Source organism: Bradyrhizobium sacchari (assembly GCF_002068095.1).
Classification (GTDB): Bacteria; Pseudomonadota; Alphaproteobacteria; order Rhizobiales; family Xanthobacteraceae; genus Bradyrhizobium; species Bradyrhizobium sacchari.
The window spans coordinates 104,971-125,442 of the sequence record NZ_LWIG01000002.1; the positions used below are offsets into that span (position 1 = coordinate 104,971).

The 20,472-nt window shown below is 63.7% G+C and carries 23 protein-coding genes; 7 read left to right on the forward strand and 16 right to left on the reverse strand.

What is annotated here, in order from left to right:
- Positions 1-14: 14 nt before the first annotated feature.
- Complete coding sequence (locus A5906_RS04910; protein WP_186465165.1) at positions 15-1,292, forward strand: YeaH/YhbH family protein; 1,278 nt, start codon at positions 15-17, stop codon at positions 1,290-1,292.
- Positions 1,289-2,827, forward strand: coding sequence for a SpoVR family protein (locus A5906_RS04915; RefSeq protein WP_080134160.1), 1,539 nt, complete (start codon positions 1,289-1,291; stop codon positions 2,825-2,827). Before A5906_RS04910 ends, A5906_RS04915 begins: the two co-directional genes overlap by 4 nt.
- Before the next feature lie 230 nt (positions 2,828-3,057).
- Here A5906_RS04915 and A5906_RS04920 read toward each other — a convergent pair whose 3' ends face one another.
- The 6 genes from A5906_RS04920 to A5906_RS04945 form a co-directional block, all read right to left on the reverse strand.
- A complete protein-coding gene (locus A5906_RS04920) occupies positions 3,058-3,489 on the reverse strand; it encodes a DUF1801 domain-containing protein (RefSeq protein ID WP_080134215.1) in 432 nt (143 codons plus the stop codon).
- Positions 3,490-3,491: 2 nt separating this feature from the next.
- Positions 3,492-3,710, reverse strand: a complete 219-nt coding sequence (locus tag A5906_RS04925; protein ID WP_080134161.1) for a hypothetical protein — start codon at positions 3,708-3,710, stop codon at positions 3,492-3,494.
- A gap of 43 nt (positions 3,711-3,753) precedes the next feature.
- A complete protein-coding gene (locus tag A5906_RS04930; RefSeq protein WP_080134162.1) occupies positions 3,754-4,173 on the reverse strand; it encodes an SRPBCC family protein in 420 nt (139 codons plus the stop codon).
- Entirely contained in the window at positions 4,170-4,493 is a 324-nt protein-coding gene (locus A5906_RS04935) for an ArsR/SmtB family transcription factor (protein ID WP_080134163.1), read from the reverse strand. The genes A5906_RS04930 and A5906_RS04935 overlap by 4 nt, the downstream gene beginning before the upstream one ends.
- Positions 4,494-4,709: 216 nt before the next feature.
- Complete coding sequence (locus tag A5906_RS04940) at positions 4,710-5,159, reverse strand: DsrE family protein (RefSeq protein ID WP_080134164.1); 450 nt, start codon at positions 5,157-5,159, stop codon at positions 4,710-4,712.
- 33 nt (positions 5,160-5,192) lie between these two features.
- Positions 5,193-5,813, reverse strand: a complete 621-nt coding sequence (locus A5906_RS04945; RefSeq protein ID WP_080134165.1) for a hypothetical protein — start codon at positions 5,811-5,813, stop codon at positions 5,193-5,195.
- Positions 5,814-6,006: 193 nt separating this feature from the next.
- Between A5906_RS04945 and A5906_RS04950 the strand changes: the two genes are divergently transcribed.
- The 3 genes from A5906_RS04950 (at position 6,007) to A5906_RS04960 (ending at position 8,909) form a co-directional block, all read left to right on the forward strand.
- Positions 6,007-6,576 (forward strand): STM3941 family protein, encoded by a 570-nt coding sequence (locus A5906_RS04950; RefSeq protein WP_080134166.1) that lies wholly within the window; start codon positions 6,007-6,009, stop codon positions 6,574-6,576.
- Between the two features lie 306 nt (positions 6,577-6,882).
- The gene (locus A5906_RS04955) at positions 6,883-8,448 is read left to right on the forward strand and encodes an SUMF1/EgtB/PvdO family nonheme iron enzyme (protein ID WP_080134167.1); all 1,566 of its coding nucleotides are present in this window, start codon (positions 6,883-6,885) and stop codon (positions 8,446-8,448) included.
- 17 nt (positions 8,449-8,465) lie between these two features.
- Complete coding sequence (locus tag A5906_RS04960; protein WP_080134216.1) at positions 8,466-8,909, forward strand: DUF4399 domain-containing protein; 444 nt, start codon at positions 8,466-8,468, stop codon at positions 8,907-8,909.
- Here A5906_RS04960 and A5906_RS04965 read toward each other — a convergent pair whose 3' ends face one another.
- The 10 genes from A5906_RS04965 to pqqA all read right to left on the reverse strand — a co-directional run bounded on the left by A5906_RS04965 (position 8,910) and on the right by pqqA (position 19,255).
- Positions 8,910-9,965: a 2-oxoacid:ferredoxin oxidoreductase subunit beta gene (locus tag A5906_RS04965; protein ID WP_080134168.1), complete on the reverse strand. Its 1,056-nt coding sequence runs from the start codon at positions 9,963-9,965 to the stop codon at positions 8,910-8,912.
- A gap of 208 nt (positions 9,966-10,173) precedes the next feature.
- Complete coding sequence (locus A5906_RS04970) at positions 10,174-12,021, reverse strand: 2-oxoacid:acceptor oxidoreductase subunit alpha (RefSeq protein ID WP_080134169.1); 1,848 nt, start codon at positions 12,019-12,021, stop codon at positions 10,174-10,176.
- A complete protein-coding gene (locus tag A5906_RS04975) occupies positions 11,991-13,790 on the reverse strand; it encodes an FAD-dependent oxidoreductase (RefSeq protein WP_080134170.1) in 1,800 nt (599 codons plus the stop codon). The genes A5906_RS04970 and A5906_RS04975 overlap by 31 nt, the downstream gene beginning before the upstream one ends.
- Positions 13,791-14,148: 358 nt before the next feature.
- Complete coding sequence (locus A5906_RS04980) at positions 14,149-14,826, reverse strand: DUF4286 family protein (protein WP_080134171.1); 678 nt, start codon at positions 14,824-14,826, stop codon at positions 14,149-14,151.
- Between the two features lie 25 nt (positions 14,827-14,851).
- Positions 14,852-15,838 carry a prolyl aminopeptidase gene (gene pip / locus A5906_RS04985; protein WP_080134172.1) on the reverse strand — a complete coding sequence of 329 codons (987 nt, stop codon included), beginning with the start codon at positions 15,836-15,838 and terminating at the stop codon, positions 14,852-14,854.
- Positions 15,828-17,021, reverse strand: coding sequence for a pyrroloquinoline quinone biosynthesis protein PqqE (pqqE, locus tag A5906_RS04990; protein WP_080134173.1), 1,194 nt, complete (start codon positions 17,019-17,021; stop codon positions 15,828-15,830). Before pqqE ends, pip begins: the two co-directional genes overlap by 11 nt.
- Positions 17,018-17,329 (reverse strand): pyrroloquinoline quinone biosynthesis peptide chaperone PqqD, encoded by a 312-nt coding sequence (gene pqqD / locus A5906_RS04995; protein ID WP_080134174.1) that lies wholly within the window; start codon positions 17,327-17,329, stop codon positions 17,018-17,020. The genes pqqE and pqqD overlap by 4 nt, the downstream gene beginning before the upstream one ends.
- An 11-nt stretch (positions 17,330-17,340) precedes the next feature.
- A complete protein-coding gene (pqqC, locus tag A5906_RS05000; RefSeq protein ID WP_430642351.1) occupies positions 17,341-18,096 on the reverse strand; it encodes a pyrroloquinoline-quinone synthase PqqC in 756 nt (251 codons plus the stop codon).
- 20 nt (positions 18,097-18,116) lie between these two features.
- The gene (pqqB, locus tag A5906_RS05005) at positions 18,117-19,046 is read right to left on the reverse strand and encodes a pyrroloquinoline quinone biosynthesis protein PqqB (protein ID WP_080134176.1); all 930 of its coding nucleotides are present in this window, start codon (positions 19,044-19,046) and stop codon (positions 18,117-18,119) included.
- Positions 19,047-19,174: 128 nt separating this feature from the next.
- Positions 19,175-19,255, reverse strand: a complete 81-nt coding sequence (gene pqqA, locus A5906_RS05010; protein ID WP_007595659.1) for a pyrroloquinoline quinone precursor peptide PqqA — start codon at positions 19,253-19,255, stop codon at positions 19,175-19,177.
- A gap of 260 nt (positions 19,256-19,515) precedes the next feature.
- Here pqqA and A5906_RS05015 point away from each other — a divergent pair, with 260 nt between their 5' ends.
- A complete protein-coding gene (locus A5906_RS05015) occupies positions 19,516-19,773 on the forward strand; it encodes a DUF6894 family protein (RefSeq protein WP_080134177.1) in 258 nt (85 codons plus the stop codon).
- 212 nt (positions 19,774-19,985) lie between these two features.
- On the forward strand, positions 19,986-20,472 hold a 487-nt coding region (locus A5906_RS43820), incomplete at its 3' end, for an amidase family protein (protein WP_245326591.1).

Below are 20,472 nucleotides of genomic sequence, written 5' to 3' on the forward strand. Positions count from 1 at the left end.
ATGGGAAAGTGGCCATTCACATTATTGACAGGCGCCTGAACCCAGGCGGCAAGAGTCTTGAGAACCGGCAGCGGTTCTTGCGTCGGGCCAAATCCCTGGTGCAGGGCGCCGTCAAGAAGACCTCGCAGGAACGCGACATCAAGGACGTCCTGGAGGGTGGTGAGGTCACGATCCCGCTCGACGGGATGCACGAGCCGCGTTTCCGCCGCGAAGGCGGGACGCGGGACATGGTGCTGCCCGGGAACAAGAAATTCATCGAGGGCGACTATCTGCAGCGCTCCGGCCAGGGCAGCGCCAAGGACTCCGGTCCCGGCGAAGGCGACAGCGAGGACGCCTTCCGCTTCGTCCTGTCCCGCGACGAGTTCGTCGATCTCTTCCTCGACGACCTCGAGCTGCCGGATCTTGCCAAGCGCAAGATCGCGCAGACCGAGAGCGAGGGCATCCAGCGTGCCGGCTACACCACGTCGGGCTCGCCCGCCAACATCTCGGTGAGCCGCACGGTGAAACTCGCGCTGGCGCGCCGCATCGCGCTCAAGCGTCCCCGCAAGGAGGAGATCGAGGAGCTGGAGGCGGCGATTGCCGCCTGCACGGACGAGGACGAGCGGGTTGAGCTCGTCGCCCAGCTCGACGCACTGAAGGCGAAATCCAAGCGCATTCCCTTCATCGATCCGCTCGACATCCGCTACCGCCGCTTCGAGATGGTGCCGAAGCCCGTCGCACAGGCCGTGATGTTCTGCCTGATGGACGTCTCGGGCTCGATGTCCGAGCACATGAAGGATCTCGCCAAGCGCTTCTACATGCTGCTCTACGTGTTCCTGAAGCGGCGCTACAAGCATGTCGAGATCGTCTTCATCCGGCACACCGACCGCGCCGAGGAGGTGGACGAGCAGACCTTCTTCTACGGCCCGGCCTCGGGCGGCACGCTGGTCTCCAGCGCGCTGCAGGCAATGCACGAGATCGTGCGCGAGCGCTTCAATCCGTCGGACTGGAACATCTACGCCGCCCAGGCCTCCGACGGCGACAATTCCTATTCCGACGGCGAGCTCACCGGGCTGCTGCTGACCGACAAGATCCTGCCGGTCTGCCAGTTCTTCGCCTATCTCGAGGTTGGGGAATCCGGCGGCAGCGCCTTCGATCTCTCCGACTCCTCGCTCTGGACCCTCTACGAGCGCCTGCGCAACAGCGGCGCACCGCTCTCGATGCGCAAGGTCTCCGAGCGCAGCGAGATCTTCCCGGTGTTCCACGACCTGTTCCAGCGCCGCGAAACTGCTCAGGAGAAAGCCGCTCCATGACTGAACGTTTGTTCGAAGGCGCGGATTGGGATTTTCGCACCTTGCAGCGCATCACCGATGCCTGCGAGGAGGTTGCGTTGAAGGATCTCGGGCTCGACGTCTATCCGAACCAGATCGAGGTCATCACCGCCGAGCAGATGCTGGACGCCTACTCCTCGGTCGGCATGCCCCTGTTCTACAAGCACTGGTCCTTCGGCAAGCATTTCGCCTTCCACGAGGCCTCCTACCGCAAGGGCCTGATGGGCCTCGCCTATGAGATCGTGATCAACTCCTCGCCCTGCATCTCCTATCTCATGGAGGAGAACACGGCGACGATGCAGACGCTGGTGATCGCGCACGCCGCCTTCGGCCACAATCACTTCTTCAAGAACAACTATCTGTTCAAGCAGTGGACCGACGCCGACGGCATCCTGGACTATCTCGATTTCGCCAAGAACTACGTCATGCAATGCGAGGAGCGCTACGGCCGCACCGAGGTCGAACGCACCCTCGACGCCGCGCATGCGCTGATGTCGCACGGCATTGATCGCTATCCCGGCAAGAAGAAGCTTGACCTGCGCGCCGAGGAGAAGCGGGCGGGGCGCAGGCGCCAGCACGAGGAGGAGGTCTTCAACGACCTCTGGCGCACCGTGCCGGCAGGCAAGAGCAAGAGCCGTTCGACGCTCAGCATCGAGCGCCGCCGTAAGCTGCTCGGCCTGCCGCAGGAGAACCTGCTTTATTTCCTGGAGAAGAGCGCGCCGCGGCTGGCGCCCTGGCAGCGCGAGCTCCTGCGCATCGTCCGCCATATCGCGCAATATTTCTATCCGCAGAGCCAGACCAAGGTGATGAACGAGGGGACGGCGACCTACGTCCACTATCGCATCATGACCCAGCTGCATCAGCAGGGCCGCATCACCGACGGCAACTTCCTCGAATTCCTGGGCTCGCACACCAACGTGGTGTTCCAGCCCGAATTCGACGATCCCCGCTTCTCGGGCTTCAATCCCTATGCGCTCGGCTTCGCGGTGATGCAGGACATCGAGCGCATCGTCACCAGTCCGGAGGACGAGGACCGCGAGTGGTTCCCCGACATCGCCGGCAAGAACGACGTCATGGGCGTGCTGCGCGACGTCTGGGCCAACTACCGCGACGAGAGCTTCATCGGTCAGTTCCTGAGCCCCAGGCTGATGCGGCACTTCCGCATGTTCCATCTCCACGACGATCCCGAGGAGCGCGCGGGAATCCGCGTCGATGCCATCCACGACGAGCGCGGCTTCCGCCGCGTGCGGCGCGAATTGGCGCGGCAGCACGATGTCGGCTATATCGACGCCAATATCGAGGTGGTCGACGTCGATCTCTCGGGCGACCGCCGGCTGATCCTGCACCACCACGTCATCAAGGGCTCGCAGCTCAACGAGACAGACGCCAAGCGCGTGCTGCAGCACCTGGCCGATCTCTGGACCTACGACGTCGCGCTGATCGAGGTCGACGCCAACGACAAGGTTTTGCGCGAATATGTCGTCAGCCCGCGCCCGATCCCGGCCGCGGTGGCCTGAGGGCGGCTGATTGCGCTTGGCGCTTGATGGTGAGTCTCTGCTTAGTGCGCCGACGAAGGTGCGTTCCCTCCCCCTTGTGGGGGAGGGCTAGGGAGAGGGGTAGCTCAGCAACAGGTGACAGTTGTTGACGATGCGCCGATGACGGTGCGCGACGGAAACAATCCCCGTGTGGCGCCCCCCTCCCTGACCCTCCCCCACAAGGGGGGAGGGAACGGAGAGAGCGTTGCCATCTAGCGCTTCGTCGGCTTCTTCCTGGATGCATTCAGCTCCACCGCCGCGCGGATCAGCGTCTTCAGCGCCTTCTCGTTGATTGTCTCGCCCTCGCGAATATCGATCGCGCGGCGCACATTGCCCTCGAGGCTGGAGTTGAACAGGCCGGTCGGATCCGCCAGCGCCGCACCCTTGGCAAAAGTCAGCTTCACCACTTCCTTGTAGGTCTCGCCGGTGCAGATGATGCCGTCATGCTCCCAGACGGGAACGCCGCGCCATTTCCATTCCTCGACCACGTCGGGATCGGCCTGCTTGATCAGGCCGCGGACCCGCGCCAGCATCTCGCCGCGCCAGTCGCCGAGCTCCCTGATCCTGCCGTCGATCAGTTTGGAGGGCGAGGCACCCTCCGTCTTCGTCGCGCTGCTCTTCTTTGCTGTCACCGCCTTCTTCATGATCACGCCTCTTGCCGCGCGCCGTCGCGGCGGCCGACATAGGGCAGCGCGAACAAGTAGAGCCCGGTCGCGAGCAGCGGGATCAGCGGGACGAGCGCCAGGAAGCCGATCCAGACGGCCTGCACCTGCATGATCATGGCGACGATGTTGGCGATGACCGCAACCGTGAATGCCATCGACAGCCAGCGATGAATCTGCCGAATCCACATGTTCGTGCTCATTGGGACCTCCTTTGGGAATGATCGGAAGAGAGACGGCGGCGGGCTAGACTGTCCGCGCCAGCAGCTCATCGAGCTTGTTGAAGAACTGCTTCCAGCCCGCATACGCGCCGCCATAGGCCTGCTTCTGTGTCGGGCTGAAGCCGGCCTGCTCGACGCGCAGATGCGTGCCCGCGCCCGTCGGCGTCAGCGTGAACGTCACGACGCTTTTCAGGTCGAAGGCGGCGTCCTCATGCGAGAAATTCCAGGTATAGGCGAGCGACTTCTGCGGCTCGATGGTCAGCACCTCGCAATCCAGCACGCCGCCCCATTCGCCGCGCAGGTTGAAGCGATGGCCGACCTCGGGCTTGAAGTCGTTCTTCATCAGCCATTCCTCGATCAGATGCGGCTGCGTCAGCGCCCGCCACAGCCGCTCCGCCGGAAACGCAAACTCGCGCTCGACGACGACGGATCGTGTTTCGGTCATTGGTCCATCCTCTTCAGGAGATCATCGAGAGCGTCGAGCCGGTTCTGCCAGAAGCCGGCCATCTGGCTGGTCCAGTCGACCAGCGGATTGAGCGCGCCGGGCTGCGCGCTGTAATGCGTCTGGCGTCCCTCGTGCCGGTCGCGCACCAGGCCCGCCTGTTTCAGCGCGCCGAGATGTTTCGAGACCGCCGGCTGGGAAACGCCCGATCGCGCCGTCAATGCCCCGACCGTCTGCTCACCCTCCCGGCACAGCCGCTCGAAGATCGCCCGCCGGGTCGGATCGGCAAGCGTCCTGAACAGGACATCGTGAGCGGCGGACATGGGTAATCCATAACTTGGAAGTTATGGATAATTCATAACCGTAGAGTTATGGGTAAGTCAAGGGCTAGGGAGGGTAGTCGTTATGGCGCGCAACCCCCTCCACCGTCATTGCGAGGAGCCCTTGCGACGAAGCAATCCAGTCCGCCCCCGCGGAAGAAGGCTGGATTGCTTCGCTGCGCTCGCAATGACGGTGGAGAGAGAATGCCTTCCGCAACCCTAAGGCCGCAGATACAGATACCCCTGTGACTGCAGCTCGGCCAGGCGAACCACGCCGCCTTTCTCCGCGCTGACGAAGCCGGGCAAGAGATCCCTCAGCGTGACGTTCTGCGCCTTCATCGTGTTGCCGCAGGCGGCGAGCTCGACGCCGTCCTTGGAGAAATCGCCGACGCGCTTGCTGACATCGGGATTGGCCTGCGCCCAGTGAAACGCCTTCAGCGCCGGCCCGTGGATGACAAGCGCGATCGTCACGTGCTCGGGGCCACCGACGCCGTCGATGTGGTTCTGGATGTTGCCGAGCACGAAATTGACCTTATCGGCGTCGCTGAGGTGATAGACCACATTCAGCTTGTTCGACGGCGCGGCCTCGCTCGCAGCTTTCACACTGGAGGCGCCAAGCGCGGCGCCCGATGCCGAGATGGCGCTCCACAACATGTTCCTGCGGTTCATGACATCTCCCTAGCCTGACTTGCCAGACAGATATCACTTGTGCCGCAGCGCCGCGAGTTCCTTGCGGTCGGTCACGAGCGAAGCGCACTCGCCGTTGTCGACACGGTCGAGCCGAAAGATCCTGTCGTCGGCGCCGCCCACCAGCGACTGTTCGGCGTCGTCATCGGGCTTGTTGTTCTGCCAGACCCTGACCCGTTCGAGCCGCACGATCGCCGACTTGTCGTCCTTGGAGAGCGCAACGCCGATGCCGCCGCCCTCGCAGTCGACGCCGCAGCCGAAGCGAACCTCGTTGCCGCTGTCTTCGAACACGGCGTGGCTGCACGAACCGCTGGAATCGAAATCGCCGGAGCGGTGACGGTACTTGAAGCCCAGGCGGAAGGAATAGCCGAGGTCCTTGACCTCGCTATCGTATTCGGCCGACATCAACAGCTTCATCGAAGCGACCTTCTGCTTCGGGTGCCGCGCGAGGTGATCGGCATCGTAACGGCGGACGAAACAGGCATAAAGCTTCCTGCCGGGTGGACCGGCGAACACCCGCTCGCTGAAGGCCTCGGCCTCGGCCTTGGTGGCCTCGCGGATATGGACGTCGTCCTGTGCATGGGCGGCGCCGGCGAACGCGGCAAGGATCGTCGCAATGACAACAGCAAGCTTCATGATCGCACCGGGCGCGTGAACCGTCGTCCACCTGCGGGCCGACTGGCTGTTAGTCGCAGGCAGCGAACGGCGCGTTCAAGCGCACCGGCGGCACGCCTTGCGGGCAGCCTCGCGCAAGGTTCCCGCTTTAACAATTTGGAAGGAGGGGCCTTGGTAAGCCCCTGGTTGTTGCAAATGACTGGTGGCGGTCAAAATGTCCGTAAGTCAGAGCTTGCCCAACCTTGCGATCGGCTATTCCCTTCCGCGGCTGTTCAAGTTGCTGGCGGCCGGCCTGTTGGCGACGCTGCTGTGCGGCGCGCTCGCATTCAGCTGGCACTATGGCAAGGACATCGCCACGATCCAGATCGCGCTCAGCTATTTCGGCGTCGTGTTTTTCGGCCTGGCCACCTGCAGGACGCTCTGGACGTTGATCTCCGCCAGGGAGCCGGTCCTCTTCATCACCCGTATCGGCATTCGCGACACCAGGATCGCCGATGACACCATCTCGTGGAGATCTGTGAGGGACATCTCGATCTTTCGGTATCGCAGCCAGAGGATCGTCGTTCTTCAGGTCGATCCTCTTCTTGCCGAGCGGTTCGAAGGCAGCTTTCTGAAGCGCGTCTTGTCGCTGCTGAACAAGCCGATTGGCGCGGACGGCGTGCTCGTCACGGGCGGCCTGACCATGGACGGCGAAACGCTGTTCGAGACCTGCAAGCAATACTGGACGGCCGGACGGCTGGCCTATACGGGTCGCGCCGCAGCTGAGCCCGAGCCTGTCAGCTAGTCCAGGCCGCAGCCGGGCGGATCGCGCTGCTTTTACGAAACACCGCGTGTTGGCAGTCGCCGCGAGCGTGCCGCGCTCACCCCGCATACACGCGCCGAGCGGAGCGGGCGGACTGGTTCCATGGGCGGCCTTAGTCGAACCTCACGCCAGGAAGGTTCAATCGCCGCGAACCCTTCGTTTTTTGGGAACTCGATGCCGTCGACCATTCGACATTGTCCCCATTCGTCGATGTGATAGCCTTCACAGGCGATTGCTCTTGGCAGTCGTAGAGTGGGGCCGCCTCTCGTCGCGCGTGGAGTCCCCGCAATGGGCGAAATTCGCAACTTCAGATCCGGAAATCAGGACGAGCCGCCTCCACACGGCCCCATGCCTCGTCGTCTCGCGGCGATCATCGTCGGCGACATCGCTTCCTACAGTCGCATCATGCAGGCCGACGAGGAGGGAACGCATGTCCGCGTCAAGCGGATCGAGCGGGATATCATCCAGCCCAGCATCGTCGAGCACCATGGCACGCTGGTGAAGACGACGGGCGATGGCTTCATCGCCATCTTCGATAGCCCGGTCGAGGCCGTTCGATGCAGCATCGTCATCCAGCAGAATCTCATCGGCCGCAACGCCCCGCTTCCCAAGCATTCGCGGCTCGAATACCGGATTGGCGTCAATCTCGGCGACGTCATCGTGGAGCCGGATGACGTCTACGGCGACGGCGTCAACATCGCCACACGTATCGAAGGCATTGCCGAGCCCGGTCAGGTCTATATCTCGGGTGCGATCTACGAGCAGATCAAGCACAAGGTCGTATGCGGCTACGAGTCGCTCGGCGATCGCAAGGTCAAGAACATCACGGATCCCGTACGCGTCTATCGCGTGCTGCCGGACGCAGACGCAGTCGGCAGGACGCGTGGTCGGCGCGAGAGTGTCCTGCTCTTTCTTCTGATCACGGCATTGCTGGTGATTGCCGGCTACGTGCTTTGGTACGTGCTGGCGCAGCACCGCAGCCAGGTGGGGCAACAGGCTGCCGCTCCTCCGATCGCGGCGCCGTCGGCTTCGCCGATGCCGCAATCCGTTCCGTCGTTACCGAGCCCGCCGGTACCGGCGCCACAAGCCGCACCCGCGGCGTCGCCGTTGCCCACGACGGCGCCATCGCCCGCAGCATCGCCTTCACCATCCCCGGCATCCGCTCCATCGGTGACGGCGGTCCGAGAACCCGAGATGATCGCCATTCGCGGCGGCAGCTTCGCCATGGGAAGCAATGACGATCCGACGGAACGCCCGGTCCATCAGGTCGCGATCAAGCCGTTCTCGATCGGCAAATATCCGGTGACGGTGCAGGAGTGGAACGAATGCGCCGCTGCAAAGGCGTGCTCTTTCACGGCCACCGGCAAGGACGATGCGCCGGTCAGCAATGTGAGCTGGACCGATGCGCAACAATATGTAGCGTATCTCTCCAAGGCGACGAAGAAGCCGTACCGGCTTCCGAGCGAAGCCGAATGGGAGTATGCGGCGCGCGGCGGAACGCAGAGCAAGTATTGGTGGGGCGACAAGCTCCAGCCGGGCATGGCCGGCTGCAAGGATTGCGGCAGTCTCGGGGCCGAGCAGCCGGCGAAGGTCGGCAGCTTCAAGCCGAATCCGTTCGGGCTGTACGACATGGGCGGCGCGATCGACCAGTGGGTCGAGGATTGCTGGCACAAGAGCTATCAAGGGGCGCCCGGCGACGGCTCGGCATGGGCCGGCGGCGACTGCTCCTCGCATGTCCTGCGCTCGGGCTCCTGGAAGAACGATTCGCGATATGTGCGGCCGTCCAACCGTGATGGTTACGACACCAATGTCCGTTACCCCACGCATGGATTTCGGGTCGCGCTCAGTCCGTAGGTGCTGGAGTGGGTTTGATGAAGATCATTTTTTGCGCCGCATTGGCGGCGGCGATCGCATTGCCTCCGGGTACGGCCTACGCGCAGGGCAAGACCGCGCCCAAGGACGCCAAGCTCTATTTCATCAGCCCGCGTGACGGGCAGAAGGTTCGCGGCGGGTTCTGGGTCCGGTTCGGTCTGCGCAACATGGGCGTGACGCATGCCGGCGACGATTACCAGAACGCCGGCCATCATCATCTGCTGGTCGACGTCAACGAAGTCATCGATTCCAAGGAGCCGATCCCGCAGGACAAGTCGCACCTGCACTTCGGAGCCGGGCAGACCGAAACTATGCTCGAGCTCCCACCGGGGACTCACACGCTGCAACTGGTGCTCGGCGACGCCAAGCACTATCCGTTCGAACCACCCATCGTGTCCGAGAAGATCACCATCCGTGTCAGGCAACCGCTTGCCGCCAAGTGATCAGCGCAGGCTGGCGTTGATCTTGTCGAGCACCGCCGAGCCCGGGCACAGGGTGTCGGCTTCCAGCGTGTTGAGCGGGGTCTCGACCGTATTGAGATGCTCGTGCAAATCCTCGGCATCAGGATCGACATAGAGCAGGCCGGTGACGATCTGGCCCTTGGCGGCGTGCTTGGCGAGGAAGGTCTGGGCCCCCAGCCGGTCATGCGGATCGTAATCGGCGTCGATCTTGCGCAGCGCGATCTTGCTGCCGTCATGCTGCTCGACCACCTGCACCGTGCCCGGCGCGTAGTCGACCGCGATCGGATCGCGGCCGACCAGCACGTCGAGCCGGTTGACGGCGTCATTGTGTTCACGGACATAGTCAAAACTCTTGGTCGAGCCGGCGTGGTTGTTGAAGGCGATGCAGGGGCTGATGACGTCGATGAAGGATGCGCCCTTGTGGCCGATCGCGGCCGCGATCAGCGGCACCAGCTGGCCCTTGTCGCCGGAGAACGAGCGCGCGACGAAGGTTGCGCCCAGCTGCAGCGCGATGGCGACGAGGTCTATGGCGTTGTCGGTGTTGGTGACGCCCTTCTTGCTCTTCGAGCCGCGGTCGGCGGTGGCCGAGAACTGGCCCTTGGTCAGGCCGTAGACGCCGTTGTTCTCGACGATATAGGTCATGTTGACGCCGCGCCGGATCGAATGCGCGAACTGGCCGAATCCGATCGAGGCGGAATCCCCGTCGCCGGAGACGCCGAGATAGATCAAATCGCGATTGGCGAGGTTGGCGCCTGTGAGCACGCTTGGCATGCGGCCGTGCACGGAGTTGAAGCCGTGCGAATTGCCGAGGAAATAGTCGGGCGTCTTCGACGAGCAGCCGATGCCGGAGATCTTCGCCACCCGATGCGGCTCGATCGAGAGCTCGTAGCAGGCCTCGATGATCGAGGCCGTGATGGAATCGTGGCCGCAGCCGGCGCACAGCGTCGAGATCTTGCCCTCGTAGTCGCGATGCGTGTAGCCGAGCTCGTTCTTCTTCAGGCCCGGATGATGGAATTTCGGTTTTGCGATGTAGGTCATGACCGTTTCTCTCTGCTCCCTTACCGCAATCCGACGTCTCTTTGCACATGGCCGGGCTGTCGCAACCGCACTTCGTCATTGCGAGCGCAGCGAAGCAATCCAGAGTCTTTCCACGGAGGCAGTCTGGATTGCTTCGCGGAGCCTGTCATCGGGCCGCGCGTCGCGCGGACCCGTTGGCTCGCAATGACGATGTTGATGCGGTCTACAATCATGACACGGCCTTGCGGAGCGGGGTCACCTTGAGGTGATCCTGGTGGTCGCCAATGGCTTTTGCGATGAAACGGGCGGTGATCGGCGTGCCGTCGTAATGCACGATCGGAACGAGCCGGACCGGATCGATGCCGTTCTCGTTGACGATAAGCTGGCGGAGCTGGCTGTCGCGGTTCTGCTCGACGACGTAGACGAAGTCATGCTCGGCGAGGAAGCTCGCCACGCTCGAATGGAACGGGAAGGCGCGGATGCGCAGGCGATCGAGCTGATGCCCGCGCGCTTCCAGCAGTCCGATCGCCTCGTCCATCGCCGGCGAGGTCGAGCCGAAATAGATCACGCCATATTTGGTCGGCCGTTCCGCATTGGCCTGCAGCGGCCGCGGCACGAGGTCCTGCGCGGTCTCGAACTTGCGCACCAGGCGCTGCATGTTGTCAGCGTAGACGGTGCCTTCCTCGGAGTAGCGCGCGTAGCGATCACGCGAGGTGCCGCGGGTGAAATAGGAGCCCTTGGTCGGATGCGTGCCGGGGTAGGTGCGGTAGGGAATGCCGTCGCCGTCGACGTCCAGATAGCGGCCGAAGTCGCGGCCCTCTTCCAGCATCTCCGCCGTCATGATCTTGCCGCGGTCATATTGCCTTGCGTCATCCCATTTCAGCGGACGGCAGAGCCGGTGGTTCATGCCGATGTCGAGGTCGAGCATCAGGAAGATCGTGGTCTGCAGCCGCTCGGCGAGATCGAACGCTGCGGCCGCGAACTCGAAGGCTTCGGCCGGGTCTTCCGGGAACAGCAGCACATGCTTGGTGTCGCCATGGGAGGCGTAGGCGCAGGCGATGATGTCGCATTGCTGGGTGCGGGTCGGCATGCCCGTCGAGGGGCCGGCGCGCTGGATGTTCATGATCACCGCGGGAATCTCGGCAAAGTAGGAGAGGCCGATGAATTCCGTCATCAGCGAGATGCCCGGGCCCGAGGTCGCGGTGAAGGCGCGCGCGCCGTTCCAGGAGGCGCCGATAACGATACCGATGGAGGCGAGCTCGTCCTCGCCCTGCACGATCGCGTATTTCGCCTTGCCGGTCTCCGGATCGTGCCGGTACTTCTTGCAATGGGCGGTGAAGGCCTCCGCCACCGACGATGACGGCGTGATCGGATACCATGCGCACACGGTGGCGCCGCCATAGACGGCGCCGAGCGCGGCGGCGCTGTTGCCCTCGATGAAGATGCGGTCGCCGACCTTGTCGGACTTCTTCACCCTGAGCCCGATCGGGCATTTCAGGTTCTGCAAAGCCCAGTCGCGGCCGAGATGCAGCGCGTGGACGTTGGAGGAGAGCAGCTTCTCCTTGCCCTTGTACTGTTCGCCGATCAACTGCTCGATCAGCTTCGGATCCATGTCGAGCAACGCCGAGAGCGCGCCAAGATAGATGATGTTCTTGAACAGCTGGCGCTGGCGCGGATCGGTGTAGGTCGAGTTGGTGATCGCGGTCAGCGGCACGCCGATCACGGTGATGTCGTCGCGGAATTTGGTCGACGGCATCGGCTTGGTGGAATCGTAGAACAGATAGCCGCCGGGCTCGATGCCGGCGACGTCCTTGTCCCAGGTCTGCGGGTTCATCGCCACCATCATGTCGACGCCGCCGCGGGCGCCGAGATGGCCGGCTTCCGTCACGCGCACCTCGTACCAGGTCGGCAGGCCCTGGATGTTGGAGGGGAAAATGTTGCGCGGGGACACCGGCACGCCATGGCGCAGGATCGCGCGCGCGAACATCTCGTTGGCGCTGGCCGAGCCCGAGCCGTTGACGTTGGCGAAACGGACGACGAAGTCGCTTACGCTGCTGATCGGCTTTTTGTCGGACATGTCGAACCTGCGTGGGTCATATCGATGAAATATTTCTGCATGTCCCAGGCGCCGGTGGGACAGCGCTCGGCGCACAGCCCGCAATGCAGGCAGACATCCTCGTCCTTCACCATCACGCGCCCGGTCTTGAGGTCGGAGGAGACGTAGAGGTCCTGGTCCGGGTGCGGCGAGGGCGCCTTCAGGCGCTGGCGCAGGTCATTCTCTTCGCCATTGTTCGTGAAGGTGATGCAGTCCATCGGGCAGATGTCGGCGCAGGCATCGCACTCGATGCAGAGCGAGGTCGAGAACACGGTCTGCACGTCGCAGTTCAGGCAGCGATGCGCTTCGCCAAGCGCCAGCTTGACGTCGTAGCCGAGCTCGACCTCGGCGCGGATGTCCTTCAGCGCGACGACCTTGTCGCGATGCGGCACCTTGAAGCGCTTGTCGACCGAGATGTCGTTGTCATAGCTCCATTCGTGGATGCCCATTTTCTGCGAGGAGATTTGCACCTCCGGCAGCGGCCGTTCGGTGATGTCTTCGCCGGAGAGCATCTTGTGGATCGACAGTGCGGCGTCATGGCCGTGCGCCACCGCCCAGATGATGTTCTTGGGCCCAAAGGCGGCATCGCCGCCGAAAAATACTTTCGGGTTGGTCGAGGCGAAGGTCTTGGGATCGACCTTGGGCATGTGCCATTTGTCGAACTCGATGCCGCAATCCTGCTCGATCCAGGGGAAGGCATTCTCCTGGCCGACCGCGACCAGCACGTCGTCGCATACGATCGTCTCGTCGGGCTCGCCCGAAGGCACCAGGTTGCGCCGACCCTTGGCATCGTATTCGGCCTTCACCTTCTGAAAGGTGACGCCGATCAGCTTGCCGGCGACGTGCTTGAAAGCCACCGGCACCATGTAGTTGAGGATCGGGATGTCCTCGTGGAGCGCGTCCTCCTTCTCCCAGGGCGAGGCCTTCATCTCTTCGAAGCCGGAACGCACGACCACCTTGACGGTCTCGCCGCCGAGCCGGCGCGCGGTGCGGCAGCAATCCATCGCGGTGTTGCCGCCGCCGAGCACGATCACGCGCTTGCCGATCTTGTCGACATGGCCGAACGACACGTTGGCCAGCCACTCGATGCCGATATGGATGTTGGCGGCGGCCTCTTTCCGGCCGGGAATGTCGAGCTCACGGCCGCGCGGCGCGCCGGAGCCGACGAAGATCGCGTCGTATTTCTCCGCCAGCAGCGACTTCATGCTCTCGATGCGGTGGCCGCCCTTGAACTCGACACCAAGGTTGAGGATGTAGCCGGTCTCCTCGTCGATCACCGAATTGGGCAGGCGGAATTTCGGGATCTGCGAGCGCATCATGCCGCCGGCGTCGGGATCGCCATCGAACACGGTGCAGCGATAACCGAGCGGCGCGAGATCGCGCGCAACGGTCAGCGAGGCGGGGCCGCCGCCAACGAGCGCGATGCGCTTGCCGTTCTTCGGCGCGGGGCGCGGCAGGCGCTGCTTGATGTCGTCCTTGAAGTCGGCGGCAACGCGTTTGAGACGGCAGATCGCCACCGGCGTTTCCTCGACGCGTCCGCGGCGGCATGCCGGCTCGCACGGACGATCGCAGGTGCGTCCCAGGATTCCGGGAAACACGTTCGATTTCCAATTGATCATGTAGGCGTCGCTGTAGCGGCCTTGTGCGATCAGTCGGATGTATTCGGGAACCGGGGTGTGTGCAGGACAGGCCCACTGGCAATCGACCACTTTGTGAAAGTAGTCGGGGGCCGCAATATCGGTCGGTTTCATTCCTACCCTGTCCGCGCAGGCTCAAAGACCCCCGCGGCCTTTTCTTGAGCTTGGCGAGCGCTTTAGCGCGCTTCGATCCGGTTTCTGAATGACGTCATTGGGTTAGCTTATTAGAACCGTTCCGAAGCACAACGGCAAATTTGGGTGATCACCGGCTTTCATGGGAGCTGCGCGTGCACAGCATTAACGCGCCGCGCGCGACATGCGGCGATGCAATATGTTGCGATGCGCTCGAACCTCGTCATTGCGAGGAGCCCTTGCGACGAAGCAATCCAGAGTGCCGCCGCGGCTGCAAGCCTGGATTGCTTCGCTGCGCTCGCAATGACGGGCTTGGCGGGCAGCGCAGCATAGCCCCACGTTAGCTCGGCGCGATATCGCTCTTTGCGAGATCCCACATCAGGCTGTAGGTGCCGACGGAGACCGGAGGCGGGAAGGGGGATGCTGCGGGACCGGTGAAGCGCTCGGCGATGACTGCCGAGACCGCGCCGATATGCGTGCCGTCGATCAGCACGAACCAGTCGCGTGCACCTTCGTTGCGCACTGCCGGAATCTCAGGCGTTGTGCCCGACAATTCCGGCTCGCTCTCGAGCAGATGCATCGAGATGATGCCGGCGTGCTTTTCCGGTGCCAGCCTTTCTTGCAGTGCATCACGCCATGGCGCGGCATTGTCCAGCGTCGGCCGCAGCCGCACCACGCCGAGCGCAGCCGCGCGGCCGGTGCCGTTGCTGATCGTGATGCGCGCCACGACACGCAGCATGTCCTTGAAGCGCGCCATGGTCTGCCGCGACCAGTCGGTCGGATTGGCGAGCCGCGCCTTGTAGGCGGGGCTGTCGAGCACGTCGAGTGTCGCGGTCGAATAGAGGCAGAGATATTTGGGATTGGCGGCGTGCGCGACATAGCGCCGCGCCTCCAGGAAGCCCTCGATCGCGACGCGCTCTTCCAGATGCTCGCGATCGTACCAGCGATTGAAATCGGCCTCGTCTGAAGCGTCGATGTTCATCGACGTCAGCAGCATGCCTTTTCCGGCGAGCGGCATTTTCTTGTTGTCCCTTTATTGCGCCTCAGCGCGCGGCCTTCGAAGCAAGGTCCGCGATCGACCTCATGACCGCGTCCCGCACGCCACCATCATAGAGCGAATGGCCGGCTTCTTCCACGACGCGAATCTCGGAACCGGGCCAGGCTTTCGCAAGCGCATGCGATGTCTCGGGTGGGCACAGGAGGTCGTAGCGGCCCTGGACGATGATGCCGGGAATGCCTTCGAGCCGCCCCGCATTCCGCAGCAGCTGGTCTGCGGTCATGAAGCTGTCGTTGAGGAAGTAATGCGCTTCCATGAACGGTGTCGCCGGCAATGTGCGCCAGACGTTCAGCGAGGCGAGGTCGAGCCGTGTCCTTGCGGGCTTGTGCTCGGACAGGATGCGCTCGGTGTCGTGCCAGGCCTTCGCCGCCGGGCCATGCACGGCAGGGTCGGCGGCGAGGATGCGGCGCCAACAGGCGTCCACCGGCCGGTCCCGCTCTTCTGGCGGCAGCACACTGAGGAAATCCTCGTAGAGGGCGGGATAGAATTGCGACAGGCGGCTCGTGAAGGCGGTCACGACCTCGGCCCGCGTGCCCAGGAAGGTTGCACGGAGCGCGAGACCCAGGACGCGCTCCGGATGCGCCTCTGCATACGCCAGCGCCAGCGTCGCGCCCCAGGAGCCGCCGACCACCATCCAGCGTTCGAAGCCGAATCTTTCGCGGATCTTTTCCATGTCCGCGATCAGGTGCGCCGTCGTGTTGTGCTCGCGCGATCCCTTGGGACGGCTGCGGCCGCAGCCGCGTTGGTCGAACAGCACGGCATGGAGACGCTCGGGATCGAACAGCCGGCGATGATCGGGCTGGCAGCCGCTGCCGGGCCCGCCATGCAGATAGACCGCTGGGATTCCGTCGGCGCGGCCGACGCTCTCGACATAGAGCTCATGGCCGTCGCCGACATCGAACATGTCGGAAGTCAGTGGCGCAAAGGGATCGGCCCGCCTGACCGAGCTGGCGGCGTCGGCGTCAGGCGTCATTCTCGGATTCCAGCGTGCCGCCGGCGAAGTTGCGGTAGAGGAAGCGGTTGGTCTCGCCTTCGGCCTCGCGCTCGGCCTGCTTGAAGATGGTCTCGTGCAGCGGCGACAGCGCGCAGGCCGGATCGGTGTTGGCGGCATCGCCCGTCAGCGCAAAGGCCTGGCACCGGCAGCCGCCGAAATCGATCTCGCGGAATTCGCAAGACTTGCACGGCTCCTTCATCCAGCCGGTGCCGCGATAGCGGTTGAAGGCCTCCGAGTTCTGCCAGATCCAGGCGATCGAATGGTTGGAGCGCACCGACAAGAAGTCGAGCCCGGTGATGCTCTCGGCGGCGTGGCAGGGCAGCACCTTGCCGGCGGGGGAGATGTTGAAGAACTGCCGGCCCCAGCCGCCCATGCACTTCTTCGGCCGCAGCGCGTAATAATCCGGCACGACATAGTCGATCGCGAGCGTACCCTTCAGCCGCTCGCGCGCCTCCTCGACGAGGCGGGTGCACTCATCTAACTGCGCCACGGTCGGCATCAAGGCGGCGCGGTTCTTCAGCGCCCAACCATAATATTGCACATTGGCGACCTCGAGCCGGTCGGCATCGAGATCCACGGCCATCTGGATGATCTCAGGAAGCTGATGCAGGTTCTGCCGGTGCATCACCGCGTTCACGGTGAGCGGCAGATCGAGCTCGCGCGTCCACTTTGCGACCTCGAGCTTTTTGCGATGGCCGTTCCTGTAGCCGGCGACCCGATCGGCGAGGCCGTCCTCGACGCCTTGGAACGAGATCTGCACGTGGCAGAGCCCGGCATCCGCGAGATCGCTGAGCCTCTCGCGCGTCAGCAGCACCGCCGAGGTGATCAGGTTGGTATAGAGGCCGGCGTCGCTGGCATGCTTGACCAGCTCGACGAGGTCTTTCCGCGCCGTCGGCTCGCCGCCGGAGAAATGCACCTGCAGCACGCCGATCTCGGCGAGCTCGCTCAGCACCTTCTTCCATTCCTCGGTGGTCAGCTCCTTGCCCGAACGGTCGAGCTCGACCGGGTTGGAGCAATAGGGGCATTGCAGCGGGCAGCGATGGGTGATCTCGAGCAGCACGGCGAGCGGGATGCCGAACGTCTCGGCCGTGGAGCGCTGTTTCTCCAGCACGGCGAGGCTGTCGCTGGTCTCGGGCGGGATGTTGCCGAGCACGTCGCTCATGACGTCTTCTCCCGGGCCTCGGTGAGGAAGCCCTTGTCGGCGAGATCCTGCAGCATGGCGATGACGTCAGCCAGGATCGCCTCGCGCGGCGCGGCGTATTTCGCCGCCAATCGATCCGCGACGTCGCCGACATTGCGCTCGCCGTTGCAGAGCTGCAAGACCTCGACCGCGATCTCATCCGGCGCCAGCACCCGCTCCGGCGCCAGGATCACCCAGACTTGTCGCGTCTCGTCGTATTTCAGCCTGGCATGCCGCGGCAGCACGGGGCGGCTTGCCTCGCTGACGCTGATGTTCCGCGGCCCGGCCATTGCTCTAATCCTCAGCTCGCTTTGGGCACGAACGCACCCGGCGGAATGTGGCCCTCGACATAGGCGTGCTGCAGCGCATCGAGCTGCACCCATAGCACGTTGGTCTTGAAGATCAGCGCGTTGCAAACCTGCGCGCGCTGCTCCGGCGTCGTGGCGTGCGTCTTGACATAGTCGAGCGCGAAATTGGCATCGCGCGGCGCCTGCGTCAGGCGGCGCTTGAAGTAGCTCATGATGTCCGGATTGACGAAGTCGTAATGCTCCAGCATGCCGGCGATGCGCTCTTCATGCAGGTTCGGCGCGAACAGCTCGGTGAGCGAGGAGGCGATCGCCTCCAGCGGGCTCTTCTCGCGGCAGTAGTGCACGTAGGCCTCCACCGCGAAGCGCGTCGCCGGCAGGATGCCTTCGGTCGATTCCACGTAGGCGGTATCGAGCCCGAGCCCTTCGGTCAGCTTGAGCCAGCGTTCGATGCCGCCCTCGCTGCCGACATCGCCGTCATGGTCCTCGATGCGATGACGCCATTCGACGCGCGTGGCGCGGTCGCGGAAGCGTGAGATCACCACCGCGTCCTTGATCGGGATCGTGCTCTGGTAATAGTAGCGGTTGAGGGCCCAGGCCTGCACCTGGCCCTTGTTCAGCTTGCCGCCATGCAAGAGCTTATGGAACGGATGCAGGCTGTGATAGCGCGTCGCGCCGATATGGCGCAGCGTCGCCTCGAGCTCCTCGGCGCTGGTGAGCTTGATATCCTTGCCGATCGAGAGCGCAGTCATTCCAGTCATTGACGCGGCGTTCACAGCACGATCTCCGTTCCATCCCCAGGTATCTGCCAGCCCGCTTGTTCGACCATTTTCCGCTCCGGCGAGGCGGGCAGCAGCGCCGGGTTCGAGTTATTGACATGCAGAAATATCTTCCTGTCGATATCGAGGTCGGCGAGCCGCGCGATCGCGCCATCGGCGCCGGACATCGCGACATGGCCCATGCTCTTGCCGGTCTTGTGGCCGAGCCCGGCTTTGATCATCTCGTCGTCCTGCCAGACGGTGCCGTCGAAGAACACCAGCGCGGCGCCGTCGATCTCGGCCTTCAGCGCATCGGTGACCTCGGCGCAGGCGGCGATGAAATAGAAGCACTTGCCGGAGGCCTTGTCGGTGATCTTCAGCCCCAGCGTATCGCCGTCGCCGGTCTCGCCGCCGGGATGGGCCTTGCCCTCCAGATACCAGGCCGACTTGCCGGGCACGGCAAAGGGCAGCACCTCCAGCCCCGAACGCGCACCACCGGTCAGTCGAGGCTCGAACGGCTCACCGATGCCAATCGGCTGACGCTTGACGTTCTTCTCATTCAGAACGTTGAAGATGCTGTTGCTGGCAAGGATCGCCAGCACCTTCTCATGCGCATAGATGGTGAAGGGCGAGCCTTCGCGCATCGAGAGCAGGCCCGCCACGGCATCCACTTCGCTGTTGGTCAGGATCACGCCTGCAATCGGCGTATGGCGCAGCGCGCCCGCCTTCGGGTGCAGCTGCGGCGTGGCGTTCAGTTGCTGGCGAAGGTCGGGCGAGGCGTTGATCAGAAACCAGTGCTCACCGTCGCCGCTGAAGGCAACCGAGGCCTGGGTTCGATACAGCTCTTGTCCATTCGCACGGGCCGCGCGGCAACCGTCACAGCCGCAGTTCCATTGCGGCACCCCGCCGCCGGCCCCGGCGCCCAGGACGACGACGCGAAGCATGATCCGTCTCCTGGAGGCAACGTCGCGAGGTGGATCTCAGGCCAAAAATCCATCTTCCGGACATGCGTCGTGACCGAAAGTGCTCGACCGCAAGAACCACCTGCGCAGAACGTGTACACACCAACCGCTTACTTGCGGGTGGCGCTCACATACATGTTGATCTCCATGCCGCAGGGCACTTCGACGATCTTCGGGGCTTTCCAGGCCATTTGGCTCTCCATTTTCGCGAAACCGGACGTATCCGCCCGCTGATAAAGTAATGCGGGCCGAAAAGTTCGCCAGTGAAATTTTCCCGACCTAGGTAGTAGACCGGCGAATTGTTGCGCTGCAAAGAGAGCGTATTGCGGCCGTAAAGATGAGCGAATGACATACGCAAAATGGCCGATGGGTCGTGATCCCTGTCGGGATAAACCAGTTGTGAGTATGGAACGGCTTTCAATCGGCTACAGGCGACCCCATTGGATCAGGCATGCCCAGATATTTCTTCAACACCCGTATCGGCGAGGAATTGATCGTGGATCCTGACGGCGAGGACCTGCGCAATCCCGATCGCGCCTGGGAGGTCGCCCGACAGATGATCCTGGAGGTCCTCAAATCGGAAGGAACCCAGCCGGCGCTGCTTGAGGCGGTCATCGAGGTCACCGATTCCGACGGGGACATCGTGCTGGAGTTTCCCTTCACCGAGGCCCTGCTGGACATGCCGGACCAGTCGGCAACAAGGCATTAGAGCGGTCCGCCGCTCTCTCCCCGTCATTGCGAGGAGCCCTTGCGACGAAGCAATCCAGACTGTCTCCGCTGAGGGACTCTGGATTGCTTCGCTTCGCTCGCAATGACGAAAGATGCGGCAATTGGGCCTCCCGTCGCCCTTCGCCCCTGCGAAATCCGCATGGCTTTGCCGCGTTCCCGGCGCTAAAAGACGCCGGTCATACGGAGCAAGCCATGCAAGATCTCTGGCGCCTGTCGGCCGCCGACCTCGCCACCCTCGTCAAGGCCAAAAAGGTGTCCGCCCGGGAGGCGGCAAAGGCTGGCCTCGACCGTCTGGATGCCGTCAATCCCGCCCTCAATGCCGTGATCGACCACCGCCCGGAGGACGTGCTCAAGCAGGCTGATGCGGTCGATGCCGCCATCGCCCGGGGCGAGGACCCCGGCGTCCTCGCCGGCGTGCCCGTCACCATCAAGGCCAATGTCGACCAGGAGGGCTTTGCCACCACCAACGGCCTGAAGCTGCAGCGCGACCTGATCGCGCGCGAGGACAATCCGGTGGTCGCCAATTTCCGCAAGGCCGGCGCCATCCTGCTCGGCCGCACCAATTGCCCGGCCTTCTCCTATCGCTGGTTCACCACCAATCTGGTCCATGGCGACACCAAAAATCCCCGCGATGCCTCGCTGACCCCGGGCGGCTCCTCCGGCGGCGCCGGCTCGGCGG

Bases quoted from the DNA above. Each gene is read 5' to 3' on its own strand.
- A5906_RS04975 (WP_080134170.1), bottom strand. From the start codon at position 13,790: ATGAAACCGACCGATATTGCGGCCCCCGACTACTTTCACAAAGTGGTC.
- A5906_RS04965 (WP_080134168.1), bottom strand. From the start codon at position 9,965: ATGACCTACATCGCAAAACCGAAATTCCATCATCCGGGCCTGAAGAAG.
- A5906_RS04915 (WP_080134160.1), top strand. From the start codon at position 1,289: ATGACTGAACGTTTGTTCGAAGGCGCGGATTGGGATTTTCGCACCTTG.
- pqqA (WP_007595659.1), bottom strand. From the start codon at position 19,255: ATGGCCTGGAAAGCCCCGAAGATCGTCGAAGTGCCCTGCGGCATGGAG.
- pqqB (WP_080134176.1), bottom strand. From the start codon at position 19,046: ATGCTTCGCGTCGTCGTCCTGGGCGCCGGGGCCGGCGGCGGGGTGCCG.
- A5906_RS04960 (WP_080134216.1), top strand. From the start codon at position 8,466: ATGAAGATCATTTTTTGCGCCGCATTGGCGGCGGCGATCGCATTGCCT.
- A5906_RS04945 (WP_080134165.1), bottom strand. From the start codon at position 5,813: ATGAAGCTTGCTGTTGTCATTGCGACGATCCTTGCCGCGTTCGCCGGC.
- A5906_RS04920 (WP_080134215.1), bottom strand. From the start codon at position 3,489: ATGAAGAAGGCGGTGACAGCAAAGAAGAGCAGCGCGACGAAGACGGAG.
- A5906_RS04950 (WP_080134166.1), top strand. From the start codon at position 6,007: ATGTCCGTAAGTCAGAGCTTGCCCAACCTTGCGATCGGCTATTCCCTT.
- pqqC (WP_430642351.1), bottom strand. From the start codon at position 18,096: ATGACTGCGCTCTCGATCGGCAAGGATATCAAGCTCACCAGCGCCGAG.
- A5906_RS05015 (WP_080134177.1), top strand. From the start codon at position 19,516: ATGCCCAGATATTTCTTCAACACCCGTATCGGCGAGGAATTGATCGTG.
- A5906_RS04955 (WP_080134167.1), top strand. From the start codon at position 6,883: ATGGGCGAAATTCGCAACTTCAGATCCGGAAATCAGGACGAGCCGCCT.
- A5906_RS04940 (WP_080134164.1), bottom strand. From the start codon at position 5,159: ATGAACCGCAGGAACATGTTGTGGAGCGCCATCTCGGCATCGGGCGCC.
- A5906_RS04930 (WP_080134162.1), bottom strand. From the start codon at position 4,173: ATGACCGAAACACGATCCGTCGTCGTCGAGCGCGAGTTTGCGTTTCCG.
- A5906_RS04925 (WP_080134161.1), bottom strand. From the start codon at position 3,710: ATGAGCACGAACATGTGGATTCGGCAGATTCATCGCTGGCTGTCGATG.
- A5906_RS04970 (WP_080134169.1), bottom strand. From the start codon at position 12,021: ATGTCCGACAAAAAGCCGATCAGCAGCGTAAGCGACTTCGTCGTCCGT.
- pqqE (WP_080134173.1), bottom strand. From the start codon at position 17,021: ATGAGCGACGTGCTCGGCAACATCCCGCCCGAGACCAGCGACAGCCTC.
- A5906_RS04980 (WP_080134171.1), bottom strand. From the start codon at position 14,826: ATGCCGCTCGCCGGAAAAGGCATGCTGCTGACGTCGATGAACATCGAC.
- A5906_RS04935 (WP_080134163.1), bottom strand. From the start codon at position 4,493: ATGTCCGCCGCTCACGATGTCCTGTTCAGGACGCTTGCCGATCCGACC.
- pip (WP_080134172.1), bottom strand. From the start codon at position 15,838: ATGACGCCTGACGCCGACGCCGCCAGCTCGGTCAGGCGGGCCGATCCC.
- pqqD (WP_080134174.1), bottom strand. From the start codon at position 17,329: ATGGCCGGGCCGCGGAACATCAGCGTCAGCGAGGCAAGCCGCCCCGTG.